The following is an 18,878-nucleotide window of genomic DNA, read 5'->3' on the forward strand; positions in this document are numbered from 1 at the left end:
GCCGCTGGGTCCCGGCGGGGGAGCACCGCCGCTGGTCTCGCGGTGCGTGTGCTTGGTGATGCCAGGCGCTCTTCCTGGATGGGCCCGTCGGCCCCTACTGGGCCGGCTCGGCTTCCCGGGAGCGGTTCTTGTCCGGCTGGTTCTCGTCCGGCTGGTTCTCGTCCGGGACCAGGCCCAGTTCCGCGTCCCGGATGAACTCGGCCTCGCGGCGGAGCAGTCGGAACCACATGAAGACGACGAAGCCGGCGAAGACGAACCACTCGCCGGTGTAGCCGAGGTTCTGGAAGGCCTTCAGGTCGAGCCCGGTGTTCTGCGGGGCGGTCGCGGGCACGGCCTTCATCCCCGAGTCGCCCTTGTCGAGCGTGATCCACGCGTCGTACAGGTCGTCCGGCACGAGGTTCACCAGCGCCGCCGCGCTGATCGCCGTGGTCTGGCCGGCCGGGAGCCCGCCCTGGACGGGCACGCCGTTCGACCCCGGGGTCTCGGACGACTGCAGTGAACCGGTGACAGTGACCTCGCCGGTGGGCGCGGCCGGGGCCCGGTCCGGATCCGCGGTGCCGGGCAGCCAGCCGCGTACGACCGGCAGGGCCTTGCCCTCGTCGGTGCGCAGGAGCGTCAGCACGTAGAAGCCGTTCTTGCCGTCCACCTCGCGGTTGGGCACGAGGAGCTGCTCGCCGTACCGTCCGGTCACGGTGGCCGACGCGCCCGAGGTCTTCTTGTCCACCGGCAGCAGCTCGTCCAGCGGCCGCGCCGGGGCCCGGTCCTCCGGGTCGATCCGCTCGGTCGCCGCGCGATGGTCCTGCATCCGGTCCTCGAACCGGCTCAGCTGCCACGACCCCATGAACACACAGAAGGGGATGGCGAGCAGCACGAAGACGTTGATCCCCCACCATCGGGGCGTCAGCAGAAACCGGTACACGCCTTCCACCGTACGGTGCCCGCGCCGGGCGCCCGGCTGCGGGGTCGGCCCCGACGGCAGGCACGGCCCGCCGCTCAGTACCTCTCGACGAGGTGCTCCCGTGCGAAGGGCGGCTCGTACGGCTCGGGCCAGAAGTCGGTCATCGTCGCTATCCGGCCGTGCTCGTCCCCGGTGAAGAAGGAGATCGCGTACATCTCCTCCACCCCCGCCGTGACATGTACCCAGCTGACGACCTGCCCCGGCTCTGCGACGATCCGCTCGATCCGGGCGTGCCAGTCACCTGGATACTCCCGCATGAACCGCACATTCCGTTCCCGGCCGCGGATCCGCTCCCGCGTCTGCGGCAGCTCGTACACGATGTTCTCGGCCAGCGTCTCCCCCAACGCGGCCCAGTCCCGGGCCTCGGCGGTGGCCCAGAAGGTCTCGACTGTCTTGCGTAGATCGGTGGTTGTGGTCATGCGGCGAGTCTGCACCCACCCACTGACAATCGGCGCCGCCCGAAGTGCGGCGGCCGAAGTTGTCCACAGGCTGGGGACCTCGGCGGCACATTGTCGTGCGGGCGGGGCAGTATGGGGCCATGACTGAGAGCAACGGGTCCACCCCGCAGGAGCAGAGCGGGTCCATGCCCGACTGGGAGAAGAGGTTCCGGGCGCCGAGGGTGTCCCTGCCGGACTGGGCGGAGGACGCGCCGCACCGCTCGCTGTTCGTCTCCAACGCCACGGGCACGTACGAGCTGTACGCATGGGACCGCGAGACCGGCGAGCAGCGTCAGGTCACGGACCGGGCCAATGGCACGACGGACGGTGTGCTCTCGCCCGACGGCGAGTGGATCTGGTGGTTCGACGACAAGGACGGCGACGAGTTCGGCGTCTGGCGCCGCCAGCCGTTCCACGGCGGCCCGGACGAGGAGGCGGCACCGGGCCTCGGCCCGTCCTACCCGGCGGGTCTGACCATCGGCTGCGACGGCCGTACGGCGATCGTCGGCCGCTCCACGGACGAGGACGGCTCCACGATCCATCTGTCCCGGCAGGGCGCGGCCCCCGTCGAGATCTACCGCCACCGGGAGTCGGCCGGTGTCGGCGACCTCTCGCACGACGGCTCGCTGATCGCGATCGAGCACACCGAGCACGGCGACGCGATGCACTCGGCGCTGCGCGTGGTCCGGGCGGACGGCACGACGGTCGCCGAGCTCGACGACACCAAGGGCGGCATGGTCGAGCTGGGCCTGGAGGTGATGGGCTTCGCCCCTGTCGACGGCGACACCCGGCTGCTCATCGGTCACCAGCGGGGCGGCCGTTGGGAGCCGCTCGTCTGGGACGTGGCCTCCGGCGAGGAGACCGACCTCGGACTCGCCGACCGGCTGGAGGGCGACCTGAGCGCCGAGTGGTATCCGGACGGCTCCGCCCTGCTCGTGGACCACAGCTTCGAGGCCCGCAGCGAGCTGTTCCGCTACGACCTGGCGTCCCGTCGCCTGGAGCGCGTGGACACCCCGAAGGGCACGGTGTCCGGGGCCACGGTCCGCCCCGACGGCAGCGTGGAGTACCTGTGGTCCTCGGCCGCCGAACCGCCGGTCGTCCGCTCCACGACAGGCAGGGTCGTCCTTGACCCGCCGGGGACGAAGTCCCCCGGCTCGGTGCCGGTGGAGGATGTCTGGGTGGAGAGCCCCGGCGGCCGCGTCCACGCCCTCGTGCAGCGCCCGGCCGGCGTTTCCGGGCCGTACCCCACCGTCTTCGACATCCACGGCGGCCCGACCTGGCACGACAGCGACGCGTTCGCCGCCGGCCCGGCGGCCTGGCTGGACCACGGGTACGCGGTGATCCGTATCAACTACCGCGGCTCCACGGGTTACGGCCGGGCCTGGACCGACGCCCTGAAGCACCGGGTCGGTCTGATCGAGCTGGAGGACATCGCGGCGGTCCGGGAGTGGGCGGTGAGCTCCGGCGTCGCCGATCCCGACCGTCTCATCCTCACGGGCGGTTCCTGGGGCGGCTACCTCACCCTTCTCGGCCTCGGCGTCGAGCCGGACGCCTGGACGCTCGGCATCGCGGCCGTTCCCGTCGCCGACTACGTCACCGCGTACCACGACGAGATGGAGGCGCTGAAGGCCATGGACCGCACGCTCCTCGGCGGCACGCCCGAGGAGGTTCCTGAGCGCTTCGAGGCCTCGTCCCCCCTGACCTACGTCGACGCGGTGAAGTCTCCCGTCTACATCTCCGCCGGCGTCAACGACCCCCGCTGCCCCATCCGCCAGATCGACAACTACGTCGACCGACTGGCCGGCCGAGGTGCCGTCCACGAGGTCTACCGCTATGACGCCGGCCACGGCTCCCTGGTGGTGGACGAACGCATCAAACAAATCCGCCTGGAGCTGGACTTCGCGCAACGCCACCTCGGTCCACGCCGGTAACTTTCCTCGCCCCCGCCGCTCTTACCCGTCCCCTCCCAGGGGCTGCCTCCCCTTCGACCCCGGACGCTGAAGAGCTGGGGGGCTGGTTGTTGGGCGGGTGCGGGTGGTGTGTGGTTGCTCGCGCAGTTCCCCGCGCCCCTAAAAGCCCCGGGCACGCCCCACGCCGTCAAGGGGCGCGGGGAACTGCGCGACCAGCCCCCACTCACCCGCGGCCGAACAACCCACCCAAGGCCCCCGGGGTCGAAGGGGCAGCGCCCCCGGGATGGAACGGGCAGGGGCGGCGGGGGCGGGAAAAGCCCCGGGCGCACCCTCAGGCGGCCACCAACACCCCGGCCTCCTGGGACTCCGCCGCCGCCAGCAACGCCACCAGCGTCGCCCTGGCCCGAGCCACCCGAGACCGCACCGTCCCGACCGGGCACCCACTCAGCTCCGCCGCGTCCTCGTACGACAACCCCACCACCTGCGTCAGCACGAACGCCTCCCGCCGCTCCTCGGGCAACGTATTCAGCAGATCGACAAGCGCGACCCCGTCGTCGAACCCGGGCAGCCCCCGAGGCTGGGCGTGCTCGACGGCCAGCCGCCAGTCCGGCACGTCGGACAGCCGCGGCCGCGCCGCCGCGTACCGGAAGCTGTCGGTCACGGCCCGCCGGGCGATGGACAGCAGCCACGTACGGGCCGAGCACCGCCCCTCGAACCGGTGCAGGCTGCCGAGCGCCCGCAGGAACGTGTCCTGGGCGAGGTCGTCCACGGCCTGCGGGTCCGCGCAGAGGTGGGCGACGAACCGCTGGACGTCACGGTGCAGCGCACCGACGAACCGTTCGACGGCCTCCGGGTCCCCACCGCGGGCGGCCAGCGCCCAGGCGGTGATGGACTCGTCGGTCGTGGACCTGGCCTGCGGGATCGAGGCAGGCAGGGAGATAGGGGTGATCACCTGGTGTCCTTCTCGGGTCATCCGGGGTCCGGACCACGGACGCGGGTATCGAAGAGCGCGTCCACCGGTCCGGTGAGAAAGGGAAACCGGCCGTACGGCACGCGCGCGGGCGGCGTACGGCCGAAGCCCGAGGCGCATGCCGCAGCGGCCGCCTCGGGTCACCGGCTGTCGTCAGATGACAGCGGTCCCGGCGGGTGGACCCCGAGAGGTGATCGCATGGACGAGGAGGAGCCGTCGCGGCGAACGGTCCGACCGGCCGCGACGCACTCGCGGGCGCGGATGCTCCGGCGCGGCGGGCAGCGCGAGCGACAGCCGCAGCGGTGCGGCCAGCCAGCCGGCGACAGCCCGCAGCAGGGCGAAGGCGGCGCGTTCGCCGTACGCCAGCCACAGACCGCACAGCAGCGCGGCCAGCAGATGCGCGGCGAACATGCCGGCCGACGACGCGTACGCGGACGCGAGCGGGGACAGAAGCGACGAGGAGGACGCGGACGAGCCGTCCAGGAGGTACCCGGTGTGGTCCACATGGTCCATGTGACCGGCCGCAGCCGTGTGGACCGTGTGAATCATGTGGGTGGATCCCATGTCCGTGAGATCCGCCGAGCTCGTCGAAACCGCGGAACCCATCGAATCCGCGGAACCCATCGAGTTCGCCGAACTCGCCGAGTACATATGGCTCATGGGGGCCGTCGGGCCCGATGACTGCACCAGCTCGAAGCCCGAGTGGAGGGCGGTCTGGGCGGCGACCACGACGGAGGTGATCAGCGGGAGCCCGCGTTCACGTCCGGCCAGGCACCAGCCGACGGCACCGGTCGCGGCGGCCCCGGCGGCCATCGCCCACCAGGGGACCTGGGTACCGGACATCATCACGTGTCCCAGGGCGGCGAGCAGCACACAGACGGCCGCGAACATCGCGGCGCGTGTCGTGCGCGAACCCCACCCTGCGGTCATGGCGCCCCATCCTGGCATCCGGACACCGTCGTCACCCCGTCCCTCTTGAGTACGGATTTCCACCCGCCGTCGCACTCACGCCCTCAACAGTGACCTGGATCACGAAGGAACCGGCCGCGCCGATGAGGCAGTCTTCTGCCTCGTGGGGAGCCCTTCGCAACAGAGCAGCCGTACCGGTCCGGGCAGACAGGCGGGTCCGGCCGACCCGGCCGGGACGACCGGCCCGGACATACCGTCCGGTCCCGTCGGCGCGGGCCGGCAGACCGCCCCGAGCGGGCGGAGCGGACCGGCCGCCGACTCCGGTGCGCACATGGTCGTCTGCGGGGACGACGGGCTGGCGCACCGGCTCGCCGCCGAACTGCGGAACGTGTACCGGGAACAGGTGACGCTCGTCGTGCCGCCCACCGCCCGGGTCGCGCAGCGGCCGGTCGTCGGGCGCGCCCGCGGCGCCGCCGCGCTCCTGGACCGGGTGACGGCGGTGGTCAACCGGGCGGCGGGCAACGGCGATCCGACGACCGGCGACCGGACCAGCGACCGGACCGGAGACAGAGGAGAGCGAGGAGAGCGAGGCGACCGGGGAGAGGGCAGGAACGACCGGAACGGCGACCGGGTTCTGGAGGCCGCTGAGGCCACCGAGGCCGTGCTCGCCGAGGCCGGGGTGGAGCGGGCCGCCGCGCTGGCGCTCGTGTATGACGACGACGAGACCAACATCCGTGCCGCCCTCACCGCCCGACGCCTCAACCCGCGCCTGCGGCTCGTCCTCCGCCTCTACAACCGGCGGTTGGGCCAGCACATCGAGGAACTCCTCGACCAGGCCGCCGCGTTGGCCACGGGAGGCACAGCCGACGACGGGGTCGACGGCTTCGGCGCCTCGACGACCGTCCTCTCCGACGCCGACACCGCAGCCCCCGCGCTGGCCGCGACCGCCGTCGCCGGGACGACCAAGGTCGTGCAGACGGACGGCCTGATGCTGCGGGCCGTGGAGCGCCCGCCGGGCCGTGGCGGCCAGAGCCCGGGAGGCCTGTGCACGCTCGCGCTCCTCTCGGCGACCACCAACGACCCCGCCGGAGCGGACGGTTCCGAGAGCAGCGGGGAGCGCGGGCCCCAACTCCTGCCCGACGAGCGGGCGGTGGCGGCGGCCACCGGACGCGGGACCGTCGTACTCGACACCGTGCGCTACGCGGGCCCCGCGCTGCCGCCCGGCCGGGCGAGCGGCGGGTCGCTGGGGGCCTTCGGGGCGTTCGGGTCGCTGCTCTCGCGGCGGCTGCGGTGGTCCCTCGCGGGGCTGGTGGGGTGTGTGTTCGCCCTCGCCGTAGCTCAGATGGTGATCACCGGGGAGCATCCGCTCCAGGCGACGTACGCGACCCTCCTCGACCTCTTCGGGATCGCCGACCCGGCGACCGACCAGAGTGATTCCCGCCAGATCCTCCAACTCCTCTCCGGCCTCATGGGCTTACTCCTCCTGCCCGTGCTCCTGGCCGCCGTGCTGGAGGCCCTGGGCACCTTCCGCAGCGGCTCCGCCCTCCGCAAGCCGCCTCGCGGCCTCTCCGGGCACGTCGTCCTCCTCGGCCTCGGCAAGATCGGCACCCGGGTGCTCGCACGCCTGCGCGAACTGCACATCCCGGTCGTCTGCGTCGAGGCCGACCCCGAGGCGCGGGGCCTCGCGGAGGCCCGTCGGCTGAGGGTGCCGGTCGTACTCGGCGACGTGACCCAGGAGGGCGTCCTGGAGGCCGCCAAGGTCCACCGCGCCCACGCGCTCCTCGCCGTCACCAGCTCCGACACGACCAACCTCGAAGCCGGGCTGTACGCCCGTTCCGTACGCCCCGACCTGCGCGTCGTCCTCCGCCTCTACGACGACGACTTCGCCACCGCCGTCTACCGCACCCTCCGCGCCGCCCACCCGGGCGCCCTCACCCGCAGCCGCAGCGTCACCCACCTCGCCGCGCCCGCCTTCGCCGGCGCGATGATGGGCCGCCAGATCCTGGGCGCGATCCCCGTCGAACGCCGGGTACTGCTCTTCGCGGCCGTCGAGGTCCGCGGCCACCCCCGCCTGGAGGGCCGAACCGTCGCGGAGGCCTTCCAGGCGGGCGCGTGGAGGGTCCTGGCCCTGGACACGGCCGCGCCCGGAGAGCCCGCCACCGAACGGGCATCGGGCTCGGGCCTGTTGTGGGACCTCCCGCCCACCTATGTCCTCCGCGCCGAGGACCGCGTGGTCCTGGCGGCCACCCGCCGGGGCCTGGCGGAGCTGCTGGGGAGGCGGGCGCGGACGGGCTCGTAGGCGCCGAACTCCCTGGTCAGCTCACCTGGGCCGGGTGATGCTCGTGCTCGCAGCTGTCGTCGATCCCGTAGGTGTCCCACGCGGGGAAGGGGTCGTCGACGGCGGACGGCACAGCGAGAGGCTCGCCCTCACCCATCAGGCAACCCGCCAGCGCCGAGCGCAGCGCATCCGCCCGCAGGCCGGTCCCGATGAAGACCAACTCCTGCGCGTACGGGGCCTCGTCGTCCCGCGCGGCGGACGGCTCGAAGCGGGCGACGGACCCGGCCTGGGACCACAGCCCGACGACGCCCGGCCGGCTGGCCAGGGTGAAGAACCCCTTGGAGCGCAGGACCTGCCCGAAGGAACCGCTGTCCAGGTCCTCGGTCACGAAGGTCCACAACCGCCCGGGATGGAAGGGGAGTTCGGACCGGAAGACGGTCGAGGAGATGCCGTACTCCTCGGTCTCCGGCACATGGTCGCCGTTCAGCTCCCGCACCCACCCCGGCGCCTGCTGGGCCCGTTCGAGGTCGAACGCCCCGGTGCCGAGCACCTCCGCGACCCGCACCCGGCCATGGCTGACCGGCACGATCCGCGCGGCCGGGTTGAGCCGCGCCAGCGTCGCCGCGAGCCGCTCGGCGGTCGCCGCGTCGACGAGGTCGAGCTTGTTCAGCACGATCACATCGGCGAACTCGACCTGGTCCATCAGCAGATCGCTCACGGTGCGCTCGTCGTCCTCGTACTGGTCGAGCCCCCGCGCCACGAGCTCCTCGCCCCCCGCCAGCTCCGGCAGGAAGTTCACCGCGTCGACGACCGTGACCATGGTGTCGAGCCGGGCGAGGTCCCCGAGCACGGCACCGTCGTCGCGCGCGAAGGCGAAGGTCGCCGCGACGGGCATCGGCTCGGAGATCCCCGAACTCTCGATGAGCAGATAGTCGAAACGGCCCTCCCGCGCCAGCCGGTCCACCTCCTCCAGCAGATCGTCGCGCAGGGTGCAGCAGATGCACCCGTTGGTCATCTCGACCAGCCGCTCCTCCGTGCGCGACAGCGCGGCCTCGCCGCCGCGCACAAGGGCGGCGTCGATGTTGACCTCGCTCATGTCGTTGACGATGACCGCCACGCGGAGCCCCTCGCGGTTGGCCAGGACATGGTTGAGCAGGGTGGTCTTGCCCGCGCCGAGAAAGCCGGAGAGGACCGTGACGGGGAGCCGGTCGAGTCCGTCGTGCACCGTGGTCACGCCGCTCAGCCCGCCGGCTGGATCAGCCCGCGCTCGTACGCCTTCAGCAGTCGCTGCGGTACGAGATACGTGGCGCCGTCGACCGTGAACGGCACCAGCTGCGGCGTGCTCGCCTTCCACTGGGCGCGACGGTGACGGGTGTTGCTGCGGGACATCTTCCGCTTGGGTACGGCCATGGGGTCCTCCTCCACAGGTGATGCCCCGGACGTTACATGAAAATGGATCCCATTACTAAAAGAGGGTGGGGTGCGATGGCCGTGAGCAACCGCGCCCCCGGCGCCGTATGAGAGGGGAGGCCGAACCGGCCCGCACAGCACAGCCGTTCCCTACGGAGGTACCGTCCCCCGTGGCCATTTCCAAGGAAGAAGCCCCCCACCGCGGTCGGCACCTCGACCCACCCCTCCTCCTCACCATGCTGCTGGTCCTGGCGGTGGTGGCGCAGGGCCCGCTGCGCGGCCTGCTGTCCGCGCCCGTGACGCAGAGCTGGATGACGGTGTTCGTGGCGGTGGTCGTGCAGGCCCTGCCGTTCCTGGTCATCGGGGTGTTGCTGTCGGCGGCCATCGCCGTGTTCGTGCCGGCGTCGTTCTTCGCCCGCGCGCTGCCGAAGCGGCCCGCGCTGGCGGTACCGGCGGCCGGCATGGCGGGCGTGGTGCTCCCCGGGTGCGAGTGCGCGTCGGTGCCGGTCGCGGGCGCCCTCGTGCGCCGGGGTGTGACGCCCGCGGCGGCGCTCGCCTTTCTCCTCTCCGCCCCCGCGATCAACCCGATCGTGCTGACGGCGACCGCCGTGGCCTTCCCGGGGAACCCCGAGATGGTGGCGGCCAGGCTCGTGGCGAGCCTGCTGGTGGCGTGCGCGATGGGCTGGCTGTGGCAAGGGCTGGGCCGCGGCGAGTGGATGCGCCCGCCGGAGCGGCCGTCCTACGAGGGCCAGAGCAAGGGCGCGGCGTTCTGGGGCTCGGTGCGGCACGACGTGATGCACGCGGGCGGGTTCCTGGTCGTCGGTGCGATGGCGGCGGCCACGCTCAAGGCGGTCGTCCCGGCGAGCTGGCTCAACGCCGCCGCCGACAACCCGGTCGTCGCGATCCTCGCCCTGGCGGTCCTCGCCGTACTGCTTTCGATCTGCTCGGAGGCGGACGCGTTCGTCGCCGCCTCGCTGACGCAGTTCTCCCTGACCTCCCGGCTGGCCTTCCTGGTCGTCGGCCCGATGATCGACCTGAAACTCTTCGCCATGCAGACCGCCACCTTCGGCCGTGCCTTCGCACTCCGCTTCGCCCCCGCCACCTTCACCCTCGCGATCCTGGTGTCGGCCCTCGTCGGGACGGTGCTCCTGTGAACCGCCAGGCCCAGACCGTCGTCCTCTTCCTCACCGGCGGCGCCCTCCTCCACGCCGGCTTCACCGACCTCTACCTCCGCTACGTCAAGGCCGGCCTCCGCCCGCTTCTCATCGGCGCGGGCGTGGTGCTGATAGCCGCCGCGGTCGCGACGGTCTGGTACGAACGCCGGGCGGCACGCCGACAGGACGCCCCCCAGGCCGGCGGCCCCGACACCGGTGATGCCCACGCCGACGCCGCCGACGCCGGCACGGCCCACACCCCTCACGAACCCCGCGTCTCCTGGCTCCTCGTCCTCCCCCTCCTCGCCCTCGTCCTGGTCGCCCCGCCCGCCGCCGGCTCCTACACCGCCATGCGCACCGGCACGGCCCTCCAGCAGCAGCCCTGGGGCTACCCCACCCTCCCCGCAGACGGCACCCTCCGCCTGAGCGTCGCCGACTACGCCGGCCGCGCGGTCTACGACAAGGGCCGCGCCCTCGCCGACCGCCCGCTCAAGGTCACCGGGTTCCTCGCCCTCGACGGCTCCGGCACCCCGTACCTCGTCCGCATGGCCCTCAACTGCTGCGCCGCCGACGCCCAGCCCGTCAAGATCGCCCTCACCGGCGAACTCCCGGCCGTCCTCCAGCCCGACACCTGGATCGAGGTCACCGGCACCTACAGCCCCCAACAGGCCAAGGACCCGGTCAACGGCACCGCCATCCCGTACCTCGACGTCACCACCACCAAGCCGGTCAAGTCGCCCCAGGACCCGTACGACGAGGCCTGGAACGGCTGAGGGCACCGGCCGGCCGCCGAGCGCCCTCGAAAGGCCGGGTGGCGGCACCCTGGATAGCTGACGGTCCGTCAGTTATGGTCGCCTGCAACGCCGTATCCGAAGGGATGAGCGCCGTGCAGACACGTCCCGAGAGCCCGCAGCCCCCCGGCATCCCCCGCTGGGTCGCGATGTTCTACGAGCCCTCCTCGGCCTCCTGGCGCGTGGGCGCGGAGTCGCCGTACCGCTTCCCCGTGGTGTACGCGGTCGGCGAGATGACCCAGACCCTGCGGGCGCGCGGCGACGATCCGGCCGTCACGCTGTGGGGCCCGAAGGGCGGGGGGTGGGAGCGGCACGACTCGTCGACTGCCGCGCCCCAACCGACTGCCGTGACGTCTGCCGTGACCTCTACTGATATGTCTGCTGGGACGTCTGCCGAGGCATCTGCCGAGACCTCCGCCGTGAGCGCCGGAACGCCCGGCGGCGAGCCCAGCGTGCTCAGGGAGCGGATGACCGGTCGGCGGCAGCAGGTGCTCATGGCCGGGCTGGGCAAGGCGGGCCTGTACGACCTCGGGCCGGACGACCTGGCCGCCGTGCGGACCGTCGTGGACGGGCTCGACGAGACGACCGTCCGCAGGGTCGCCCACTGGCTCACCGTGGCCGGCGGGGGCCGTTAGCCGGGTCGGAGCCGGGCCCTTCCCGGGCCGCCTCCATGGGCTCCGTCAAGGAGCGGCGGCGGTTTCGAGGCGGTCCGGGTAGCTCCACCGGAAGCGCGCCAGGGCCCGGGCGCGGGCCTCGATCACCGCCATCCGGGCGTTCCGTTCGGTCGCGTCGGTGTGGGCCGCCTGGCCGGTGAGCTGGCCCTCCCACTTGCGGTAGAGGAGGCCGGTCTCGGCCGAGAACCAGCCGCGGCTCACGGAGTTGAGCGCCAGGAGCAGCCCGGTGTCCTCGGAGGCCGGCAGGGCCATCCAGCCGCCGAGGGCGAGCGCCAGTTCGCGGCGGACGAAGAGCGTCGCCGGATGAACCTGAGCTATGAAGCCGTGCGCGGCCCAGTGGTCGAGGATCGCCCCGCGCTCTATCGGGCCGTGGTCGGGATCGCCGGGGAAGCCGGCGGTGGAGCCGTCGGGCAGGACGTCCAGGACGCGTGAGGTGGCCCAGCCGATGGTGTGGTCGCCTTCGAGGGCGGCCAGATCGCGGGCGAGCGTCCCCGGGGTCAGCCGGTCGTCGGCGTCCAGGACCTTCACATACGCGCCGTCCGCCTCGGAGAGGGCGATGGTGCGGGCGACTCCGGGGCCGCCGGGGCGTCCCTGGCGGAAGGTCACGCGGTCGTCGCCGGGGACGTACGGGGCGACGGCGTCCGAGGTGCCGTCCTCCTGTATGACCCAGTGCCAGTCCCAGCCGGCCGGGAGTTCCTGCTCGCGCAGCGACTCGTAGGCCTCGGTGAGGAACGGGGCGGAGGGGGCGTGGACGGCGGTGACGACGACGATGCGCCGGGTCACGGCAGTACCCACCACCCTTCGAGACGTCGCGTTCGTCGGAGGCATGAAAGGGCCCGGTCGCTGGCGACGGGGGATGCACCAGCGACCGGGCTATGGCCAAGGCTAACAAGACTGCTCGTCGGACGGGACCCGACTGCTCCACTGCGTGGACAAGTTGTGATCGGGATCACGCGCATGGCAGGCATTGTGCGAGCCTTTGTCAGGCGTCGTGGCACGGCGGTTCATAGGCCAGCCGCGGCAGGTATTCGTCCCATTTCTCCCGTGTGAGCACCCCGCGTGTCGTCGCGCAGATGTGCCGTACGGCGTCGTCGACGTCCAGATTCCACAGCCGTACGGTGTCGGAGCCGCTGGACACCCCGAGCATGTGGCTCTCGGGGCTGAACGACAGGAAGTTGCCGGTCTTGGCGTTGGGGCTCATCGACTGGCCGATCGGGGAGGCCTCGGCGGGGTCGGCGACGTTCCACAGCCGGACGGTGCTGTCGTTGCCGCCGCTGGCCAGGGTCCGGCCGTCGGGACTGTAGGTCAGCGACGCGACCGCCTCGGTGTGGCCGGTGAGCGGGGAGCCCAGCCGGCTCGCCTCTGCGGGGTCGGTGACGTCCCAGAGCCGGACCGTGTCGTCGTCGCCCCCGCTGGCCAGTGTCCTGCCGTCCGGGCTGTAGGCGAGGATGTTGACGGGGCCGTGGTGGTCGGTGAGGGGTTCGCCGAGCCGGGTGGCGCGGCCCGGGTCGGTCACCTTCCACAGGCGGATGGTGCCGTCCGCGCTGCCGCTGACGAGCGTGCGGCCGTCCGGGCTGAAGACGAGGGAGAGGAGATAGCCCCTGTGGCCGGTGAGCCGCCTGTCGAACGGGACGGGGCGGGACGGGTCGCCGACGTTCCACAGCTGGACGGTGTGGTCGTCGTAGGGGGTGGCCAGTGTCCTGCCGTCCGGACTGAAGGCCAGCGCGTCGGCGTACCGGGTCCGCAGTGTGACGGGCGCCCCGTGGGGGACCGGGTCGGCGGGGTCGCTGACGTCCCACAGGTGCAGCGCCCGGTTTCCGGCCACGATCGCGAGAGTCCGGCCGTCGGGGGAGAAGGCCAGGGCGCGATTGCCGCCGTCCTCGGCCAGGAACGGTTCGCCCAGCGGCACGGGCCGGCCGGGCTTCTCCACGTTCCACAGCCGGATCCGGCCGTCGCCCCCGGCCGTGGCGAGCACGTCCCCGTCCGGACGGAACACTCCGTTCTGGCCGACCATGTCCGACGTCGGTATCGACCAGAGCCGGACCTTGCTGTCACCGCTCCCGGTGGCGAGGGTCCGGCCGTCCGGGCTGAACCCCAGGGCGTACATCTCGCCGCTGGCCCCGGCGAGGGGCTCGCCGACCTGCGACGGGTACGCCGGATCGGCGACGTTCCACAGACTCGCCGTACTGTCCGCGCTGGCGGCGGCGAGCATGCCCCCGTCGGGGCTGAAGGCCACGGACCAGATGGGCCCGGTGTGCCCGGTGAGCGGCGACCCGAGCGCGCTCGCGTGCCGGGGATCGGCCACGTCCCAGAGCCGGACGGTGTTGTCCGAGCTGCCGCTGGCCAGCGTCTTCCCGTCGGGGCTGAAGGCCACGGTGTGGACCAGGGCCGCATGGCCCTTGAGCACCGTGCCGAGCGGTGCGGGATCACGCGGATCGGCCGTGTCCCACAGCCGGATCGTGTCGTCGTCGCCCCCGGTCGCCAGCGTCTTCCCGTCCGGGCTGAACGCCACGGCCCGTACGGGCGCGGTGTGCCCGGTGAGCGGCGCGCCGAGCGCCGTCGCGTGCGCCGGGTCGCTCACGTCCCACAGCCGTACGGTGCGGTCCTCGCCCACGGACGCGAGCGTCTTCCCGTCCGGGCTGAAGGCGAGCAGATAGATCGTGCCGTCGTGCCCGGTCAGCGGCGCGCCGAGTGACCGGGGAGCGCCCGGATCCCGTACGTCCCACAGCCGGATCGTGCCGTCGTCGCCGGCGCTGGCGAGTGTACGGCCGTCCGGATCGAAGACCGAGGTGCTCACCCAACTCGTGTGCCCGGTGAGGGGCTTGCCCAGGGCCTTGGGCCGGGACGGGTCCGCCACGTCCCACAGCCGTACGCTCCGGTCGTAGCTGGCGGTGGCCAGGTACTTCCCGTTCGGGCTGAACGAGGTGAGGTAGACGGCGCCGCCGTGGCCGAGGAGCGGGGTGGCCAGGGGCGCGTTGACGATCGAGACGAGCCGGTTGGCGGTGCCCTCGTCGTCGGACCGCAGGTCGTGCGCCACCAGGTCGAGCTGGGCGGACAGCGACGGATCCGTGTACTGGACGCGATCGGCCTCGGCGACCACCTGCTCGAACACCGCGTCGTTGCGCTGCTGCCACGCGACCACCGCCGAGCCGACGGCCACCAGGGCGAGCGCCACCAGCGCCGCCACGGCACTCCGGCTGATCCAGACGGTACGCCGGCGCAGCCGGACCGAGGCGGCCAGGAACTCCACCGCGCTCCGGGTCAGGAAGGTGCTCCCGGCGGACTTCGCCCAGGTGTGGGCCTGTTCGAGCCGCGAGCCCCGGTAGAGCAGGGAGGTGTCGCGCTCCGACTCCTCCCAGGCCCGGCCGTCCTCCTCCAGCCGCTGCCGCAGCAGATGGTCGTTGCGCCCCTCGTCTATCCACCCCCGCAACCGGGGCCAGGCGTGCAGCAGCGCCTCATGGGTGATCTCCACCGTCTCCGCGTCGAGCGTCACCAGCCGGGCGCGGACCAGCGCCTCCAGCGACTCCTGCGTCTTGTCCGGGTCCGCCGAGCCGTCCGCCAACTGCCGCCGCGTGCCGCGCCGCCGCGTGGCCTGCGTGTCCTCGCCCAGCCGGACCAGGCGCAGCAGAAGCAGCCGCGCGGCCGTACGTGCCGCCGGGTCCAGCCCCGTCCAGGCCCGCTCGGCGGTCGCCGCCACCGCGCCCTGAATTCCGCCCGCCGCCCGATAACCGGCCAGCGTCAGCCGCCCCGCCTTCCGCCGCTGCCATGTCACGAGCAGCGCGTGCGACAGCAGCGGCAGCACGCCCGCGTCATGCGCCCCGCGGGGCCCGTCCGCACTCACCTCCCGCACGATCGACTCCGCCAGCCCCGGCTCCAACTCCAGCCCCACCGCCTTGGCCGGCCCCACCACGGCCTCCCTCAACTCCGCCGTCGTCAACGGCCCCAGCACCATGTGCCGGTGCTGCAACGCGTCCGCCAGCTCCGGATACCCGAGGCACTGCTCGTAGAAGTCGGCCCGGATCCCCAGGACGACGAGCACGGGTGCCGGCTCGCCCGGACCGTCGGGCGTGCACGCCGCGCTGAGCAGCTGGATGAAGGTGCGCCGGTCGGCTTCGTCGGTGGAGAGGGTGAAGGTCTCCTCGAACTGGTCGACGATCAGGACGGGGCGAGTGGAGGTGAGGTTGGGGTTGGCGTTGGGGTGGGTGGTTTTGGTGCGGGAGAGGGCGCCGGTGGAGTGGGGCGGGACCGTGCTGTCGGCAGTGGAGGACGCGCCGTCGGGGGTGGCACCGTCGCCGTCGGGGGACGTCTCGCGCCGCAGGGCCCACGCCGCGACGGCTTCCCGTACCGCCTCGGCGAACATCGGCGTACCCGGCTCGTACGCGGCGGACACGACCCGCCCCAACTCCGGTATCCGGCGGGTCAGCTCCCCGAGCGGATCGGCACCCGGCACGAGCTGGAGCACCTCGCCCGCCCGGCTCCCCGTATGTCCCTCACCGGAAGGGCTGTCCGGCCGGCCACCCAGGGCACCGTTGCGCACCGCGTGCACGAGCCCGGCGTTCAGCAGGGAGGACTTCCCCGCGCCCGAGGCGCCCACGAGCATGACGAGCCCGCCCGTCCGCTCCGCAGCGCGCAACTGGGCGACGAGCGCTTCGGTGCTCCGCTCCCGCCCGAAGAACCACCGGGCGTCCTGCTGCCGGTACGAGGCCAGCCCCCGGTAGGGGCAGACACCGCCGGGGATGGCCGAGCCCGTGCCCGGGGTGTGTTCTTCCTCCAGGGCCGCGGCGGAGGCGGCGACCGCCGTGGACGAGGTGGACGCGGGACCTCCCGCCGCCCCCGCCGGGCGCTCGCCCACGGGGTCGGCCAGGGCCAGCTCCCACAACCGCTGCCACTGGGCCATGTCGTACAGCCCCTTGGACACCGGGACGGGCCGTGCCCGCCGGGCCTCGGGGATCAGGACATGCAGGACGGCGGCGAGGGCGGCGAACTGCGCCGGCACGTTCCTGGCCCGCCGCCAGTCACTGATCCGCTGGGCGGACACCCGCACGGGCCGCCCGCGTTCGTCGACCCGCTGCAGTCGGCCAACCGACTCGGAAACACTTTTGAGGGGAGGATTGCCCGCTTCCTTGTACAGCAGCGCGAGACGCTCCGCGAAGGCTGTGCGTGCCCCTGAGTCGTAACTCAAGGCATCCACCCCTTAACTTCCCCCGTACCTGGATATCCGGACCGGAAAACTCACCTTATATGTCTGACCTGCGACGAAGCCCTGGGGGGATCACCGGACCCTCCTCGGTGCGAGCCCCGACTGGCAGGATCAAGCCCAGGCCGCGCACCTCAAGGGCGCCGCACACGCAGGCCACCGGCACAGCGCCCGCAGAACCGACCCATGAACCATCCGTTTTCGGTCAGCTTCAGCGACGACCCCGCTCCGCACGCCGCCACACACCTCCACAACCGTCTCGATCCACGTCTCCTGACGAGGATCGACACCCCCGCACCGTTCGGCACCGGTCCCCACGTGGGGAGGGACCGGTGCCGAACGAAGCGATTCCGGCGACAACGCGCCCCGGCCACGGGCCCGGCGACCGCGCGAGGATCGTCTTCGGAACGGCCGAAGGGCCCGACCCGCTGCGCGGATCGGGCCCTTGACCTGTCACCTCTACTGCTTCCCTCTGCTTCTTACCTCTCCTTCACCGCCGGATCCGCACGGCCGGAGTCATGCCCGTGACCGGCCCGGTGGCCCGGGGGGCGTCGAGGGGGTGAGACCCCGACGAAGATTCCGAGGATCTGGGCCGGAGGACTCAGGGGTTCCGTGTGCCGGTGGGGCTCGGATTCCCGAGACGTCCCCGGCTCGGGGCGCGCGGTGCTGTCGGGCCGCGGTGTGTCCCGTGCGGGGGCGGCTTCCTGATGGGTGGGGCTCCGCATGGCGTGCTCTCCCGTCTCGTCGTCTGCTGGAACTTCTGTGGGGTGTCGCCGCCCTGTCGTCGGACGGCCTTCCTCATCCGCCACTCCGCGTGCGCAGTTCGAGCAGGGAGATGTCCGCGGGGGCGCCGACCCGGACCGGTGGGCCGAAGAAGCCGACGCCGCTCGTGACGTACAGCGTGGTGTCGTCCACCGTGCCGAGCCCGGCGGTGACCGGATTGGCCATCGCCGTCACGGCGTTGAGAGGGAACATCTGGCCGCCGTGGGTGTGCCCGGAGAGCTGGAGGTCGACTCCGTGGCGGGCGGCCTCCTCGGCGAACACCGGCTGGTGGGCGAGCAGCACGACCGGGCGCGAGGTGTCCCGTCCGCTCAGCGTGCCCTCCAGGTCGGGTCCGCGGCCGGTCTCCTCTCCCGCCAGGTCCTCGACCCCCGCCAGATCGAGGAAGGCGCCGTTGTGCTCGATCTCCACCCGCTCGTTCACCAGCGGCCGGACGTCGACGGCACGCATCTCGTCCAGCCAGTCCTCCACACCGTCGTAGAGGTACTCGTGATTTCCCGTCACGAAGAAGCTGCCGTAGCGCGACTCCAGGTTCCGCAGCGGTCGCACCGCCGGGCCCAGCTGGGCGGCGGTTCCGTCGGCGAGGTCACCGACGATCGTCACGAGGTCGGCCTGGAGGCCGTTGATCATCCGGACGACGCGCTCGGTGTGGGCGCGTCCCAGCATCGGGCCGAGATGGATGTCGCTGACGACGGCGATACGCAGTCCGGCCAGCCGCTCGTTCACCTTCGACAGAGGGATGGGTACCCGCTTGATCCGCGGGTCACCGAGCGCCACCGACATCCCGTGACCGACCGTGCCGAGTGCGGTGGCGCCCGCCAGGGCGCCGACCGCCCTTCCGATCAGGAGCCGCCGACCCATGAGCGGGCCCGCTGCCGGTGCCGTCGAGGCGCCGCCGGGGGCGCTCGCCGCGCCGTCCCCGGCGGTGCGGGGCGTCGCCGGGACGTCCGACGCCGGGACCTGTGCCGCCCGGACCCTCGTCATCGGGGCCCCCGCCCCCGCCAGTTCGGTCGCCGCCAGTTCGGCCGAGGCCGGGTCGGCGGCCACGGCCACAGGCTCCGCCGGCTCCCGTCCGGTCGCCTGTTCGGCGCGCCGGAGACGGCGCAGCACCAGGACCCGCGGCACTTCCAGTACGGCGAGCGCCAGCAGGAGGTAGAGCAGCACCCCGATCAGGGTGTAGCCGGGCCAGGCGACCCAGCGTCCGCCGCCGTCGTCCGACGGGTCCAGCATCGGAGTGACGATCCTGGTTCCGGGCGCGGCGACCGCCGAGACCACCACCGCCACCGTCCCCAGCCGGCGGCCGAGGGTCCCGGGCCTGGTCGTGTCACGGACCAGCCGTCTCCACAGGTAGATGTGGATCACCCCGGAGCCGGCCAGCATGAGGACCCACATTCCGATTCCCAGCATCGT

The 18,878-nt window shown here is 72.7% G+C and carries 14 protein-coding genes; 5 read left to right on the forward strand and 9 right to left on the reverse strand.

The annotated features are described in order from the left end of the window. Positions 1-94: 94 nt before the first annotated feature. Complete coding sequence (locus JIX55_RS28845; protein WP_306820042.1) at positions 95-919, reverse strand: SURF1 family protein; 825 nt, start codon at positions 917-919, stop codon at positions 95-97. A 74-nt stretch (positions 920-993) separates the two neighbouring features. After that, entirely contained in the window at positions 994-1,377 is a 384-nt protein-coding gene (locus tag JIX55_RS28850) for a nuclear transport factor 2 family protein (protein WP_257566175.1), read from the reverse strand. A 119-nt stretch (positions 1,378-1,496) separates the two neighbouring features. Between JIX55_RS28850 and JIX55_RS28855 the strand changes: the two genes are divergently transcribed. Continuing rightward, positions 1,497-3,326 (forward strand): S9 family peptidase, encoded by a 1,830-nt coding sequence (locus JIX55_RS28855; RefSeq protein WP_257566176.1) that lies wholly within the window; start codon positions 1,497-1,499, stop codon positions 3,324-3,326. Between the two features lie 310 nt (positions 3,327-3,636). Here the strand turns inward: JIX55_RS28855 and JIX55_RS28860 are convergent, their stop codons facing one another. Together JIX55_RS28860 and JIX55_RS28865 are read right to left on the reverse strand one after the other, a co-directional pair. Next, on the reverse strand, positions 3,637-4,257 hold the full coding sequence (locus JIX55_RS28860) for a sigma-70 family RNA polymerase sigma factor (protein ID WP_443046549.1): 621 nt from the start codon (positions 4,255-4,257) through the stop codon (positions 3,637-3,639). A gap of 171 nt (positions 4,258-4,428) precedes the next feature. Continuing rightward, a complete protein-coding gene (locus JIX55_RS28865; protein WP_257566178.1) occupies positions 4,429-5,205 on the reverse strand; it encodes a hypothetical protein in 777 nt (258 codons plus the stop codon). 310 nt (positions 5,206-5,515) lie between these two features. Between JIX55_RS28865 and JIX55_RS28870 the strand changes: the two genes are divergently transcribed. Beyond that, positions 5,516-7,483, forward strand: coding sequence for an NAD-binding protein (locus JIX55_RS28870; protein WP_257569509.1), 1,968 nt, complete (start codon positions 5,516-5,518; stop codon positions 7,481-7,483). A gap of 16 nt (positions 7,484-7,499) precedes the next feature. On the opposite strand, the gene JIX55_RS28875 is transcribed toward JIX55_RS28870, so the two are convergent. Next, positions 7,500-8,687, reverse strand: a complete 1,188-nt coding sequence (locus JIX55_RS28875) for a GTP-binding protein (protein WP_257569510.1) — start codon at positions 8,685-8,687, stop codon at positions 7,500-7,502. A gap of 14 nt (positions 8,688-8,701) precedes the next feature. Next, positions 8,702-8,872: a 50S ribosomal protein L32 gene (gene rpmF / locus JIX55_RS28880; protein WP_257566179.1), complete on the reverse strand. Its 171-nt coding sequence runs from the start codon at positions 8,870-8,872 to the stop codon at positions 8,702-8,704. Positions 8,873-9,042: 170 nt separating this feature from the next. Between rpmF and JIX55_RS28885 the strand changes: the two genes are divergently transcribed. The 3 genes from JIX55_RS28885 (at position 9,043) to JIX55_RS28895 (ending at position 11,452) form a co-directional block, all read left to right on the forward strand. Continuing rightward, on the forward strand, positions 9,043-10,026 hold the full coding sequence (locus tag JIX55_RS28885; protein WP_257566180.1) for a permease: 984 nt from the start codon (positions 9,043-9,045) through the stop codon (positions 10,024-10,026). After that, positions 10,023-10,799 (forward strand): TIGR03943 family putative permease subunit, encoded by a 777-nt coding sequence (locus JIX55_RS28890; protein WP_257566181.1) that lies wholly within the window; start codon positions 10,023-10,025, stop codon positions 10,797-10,799. Before JIX55_RS28885 ends, JIX55_RS28890 begins: the two co-directional genes overlap by 4 nt. Before the next feature lie 104 nt (positions 10,800-10,903). Further along, positions 10,904-11,452: a hypothetical protein gene (locus JIX55_RS28895; RefSeq protein ID WP_257566182.1), complete on the forward strand. Its 549-nt coding sequence runs from the start codon at positions 10,904-10,906 to the stop codon at positions 11,450-11,452. Positions 11,453-11,497: 45 nt separating this feature from the next. Here the strand turns inward: JIX55_RS28895 and JIX55_RS28900 are convergent, their stop codons facing one another. The 3 genes from JIX55_RS28900 to JIX55_RS28910 form a co-directional block, all read right to left on the reverse strand. Then, the gene (locus JIX55_RS28900; protein WP_443046550.1) at positions 11,498-12,319 is read right to left on the reverse strand and encodes a glycosyltransferase family 2 protein; all 822 of its coding nucleotides are present in this window, start codon (positions 12,317-12,319) and stop codon (positions 11,498-11,500) included. Positions 12,320-12,473: 154 nt separating this feature from the next. Then, positions 12,474-16,682, reverse strand: a complete 4,209-nt coding sequence (locus tag JIX55_RS28905) for an nSTAND1 domain-containing NTPase (protein WP_257566184.1) — start codon at positions 16,680-16,682, stop codon at positions 12,474-12,476. A gap of 804 nt (positions 16,683-17,486) precedes the next feature. Further along, a complete protein-coding gene (locus JIX55_RS28910) occupies positions 17,487-18,875 on the reverse strand; it encodes a metallophosphoesterase (RefSeq protein WP_257566185.1) in 1,389 nt (462 codons plus the stop codon). Between the last annotated feature and the right edge of the window lie 3 nt (positions 18,876-18,878).

Origin of the sequence: Streptomyces sp. DSM 40750 (assembly GCF_024612035.1) — a bacterium.
GTDB lineage: Bacteria > Actinomycetota > Actinomycetes > Streptomycetales > Streptomycetaceae > Streptomyces.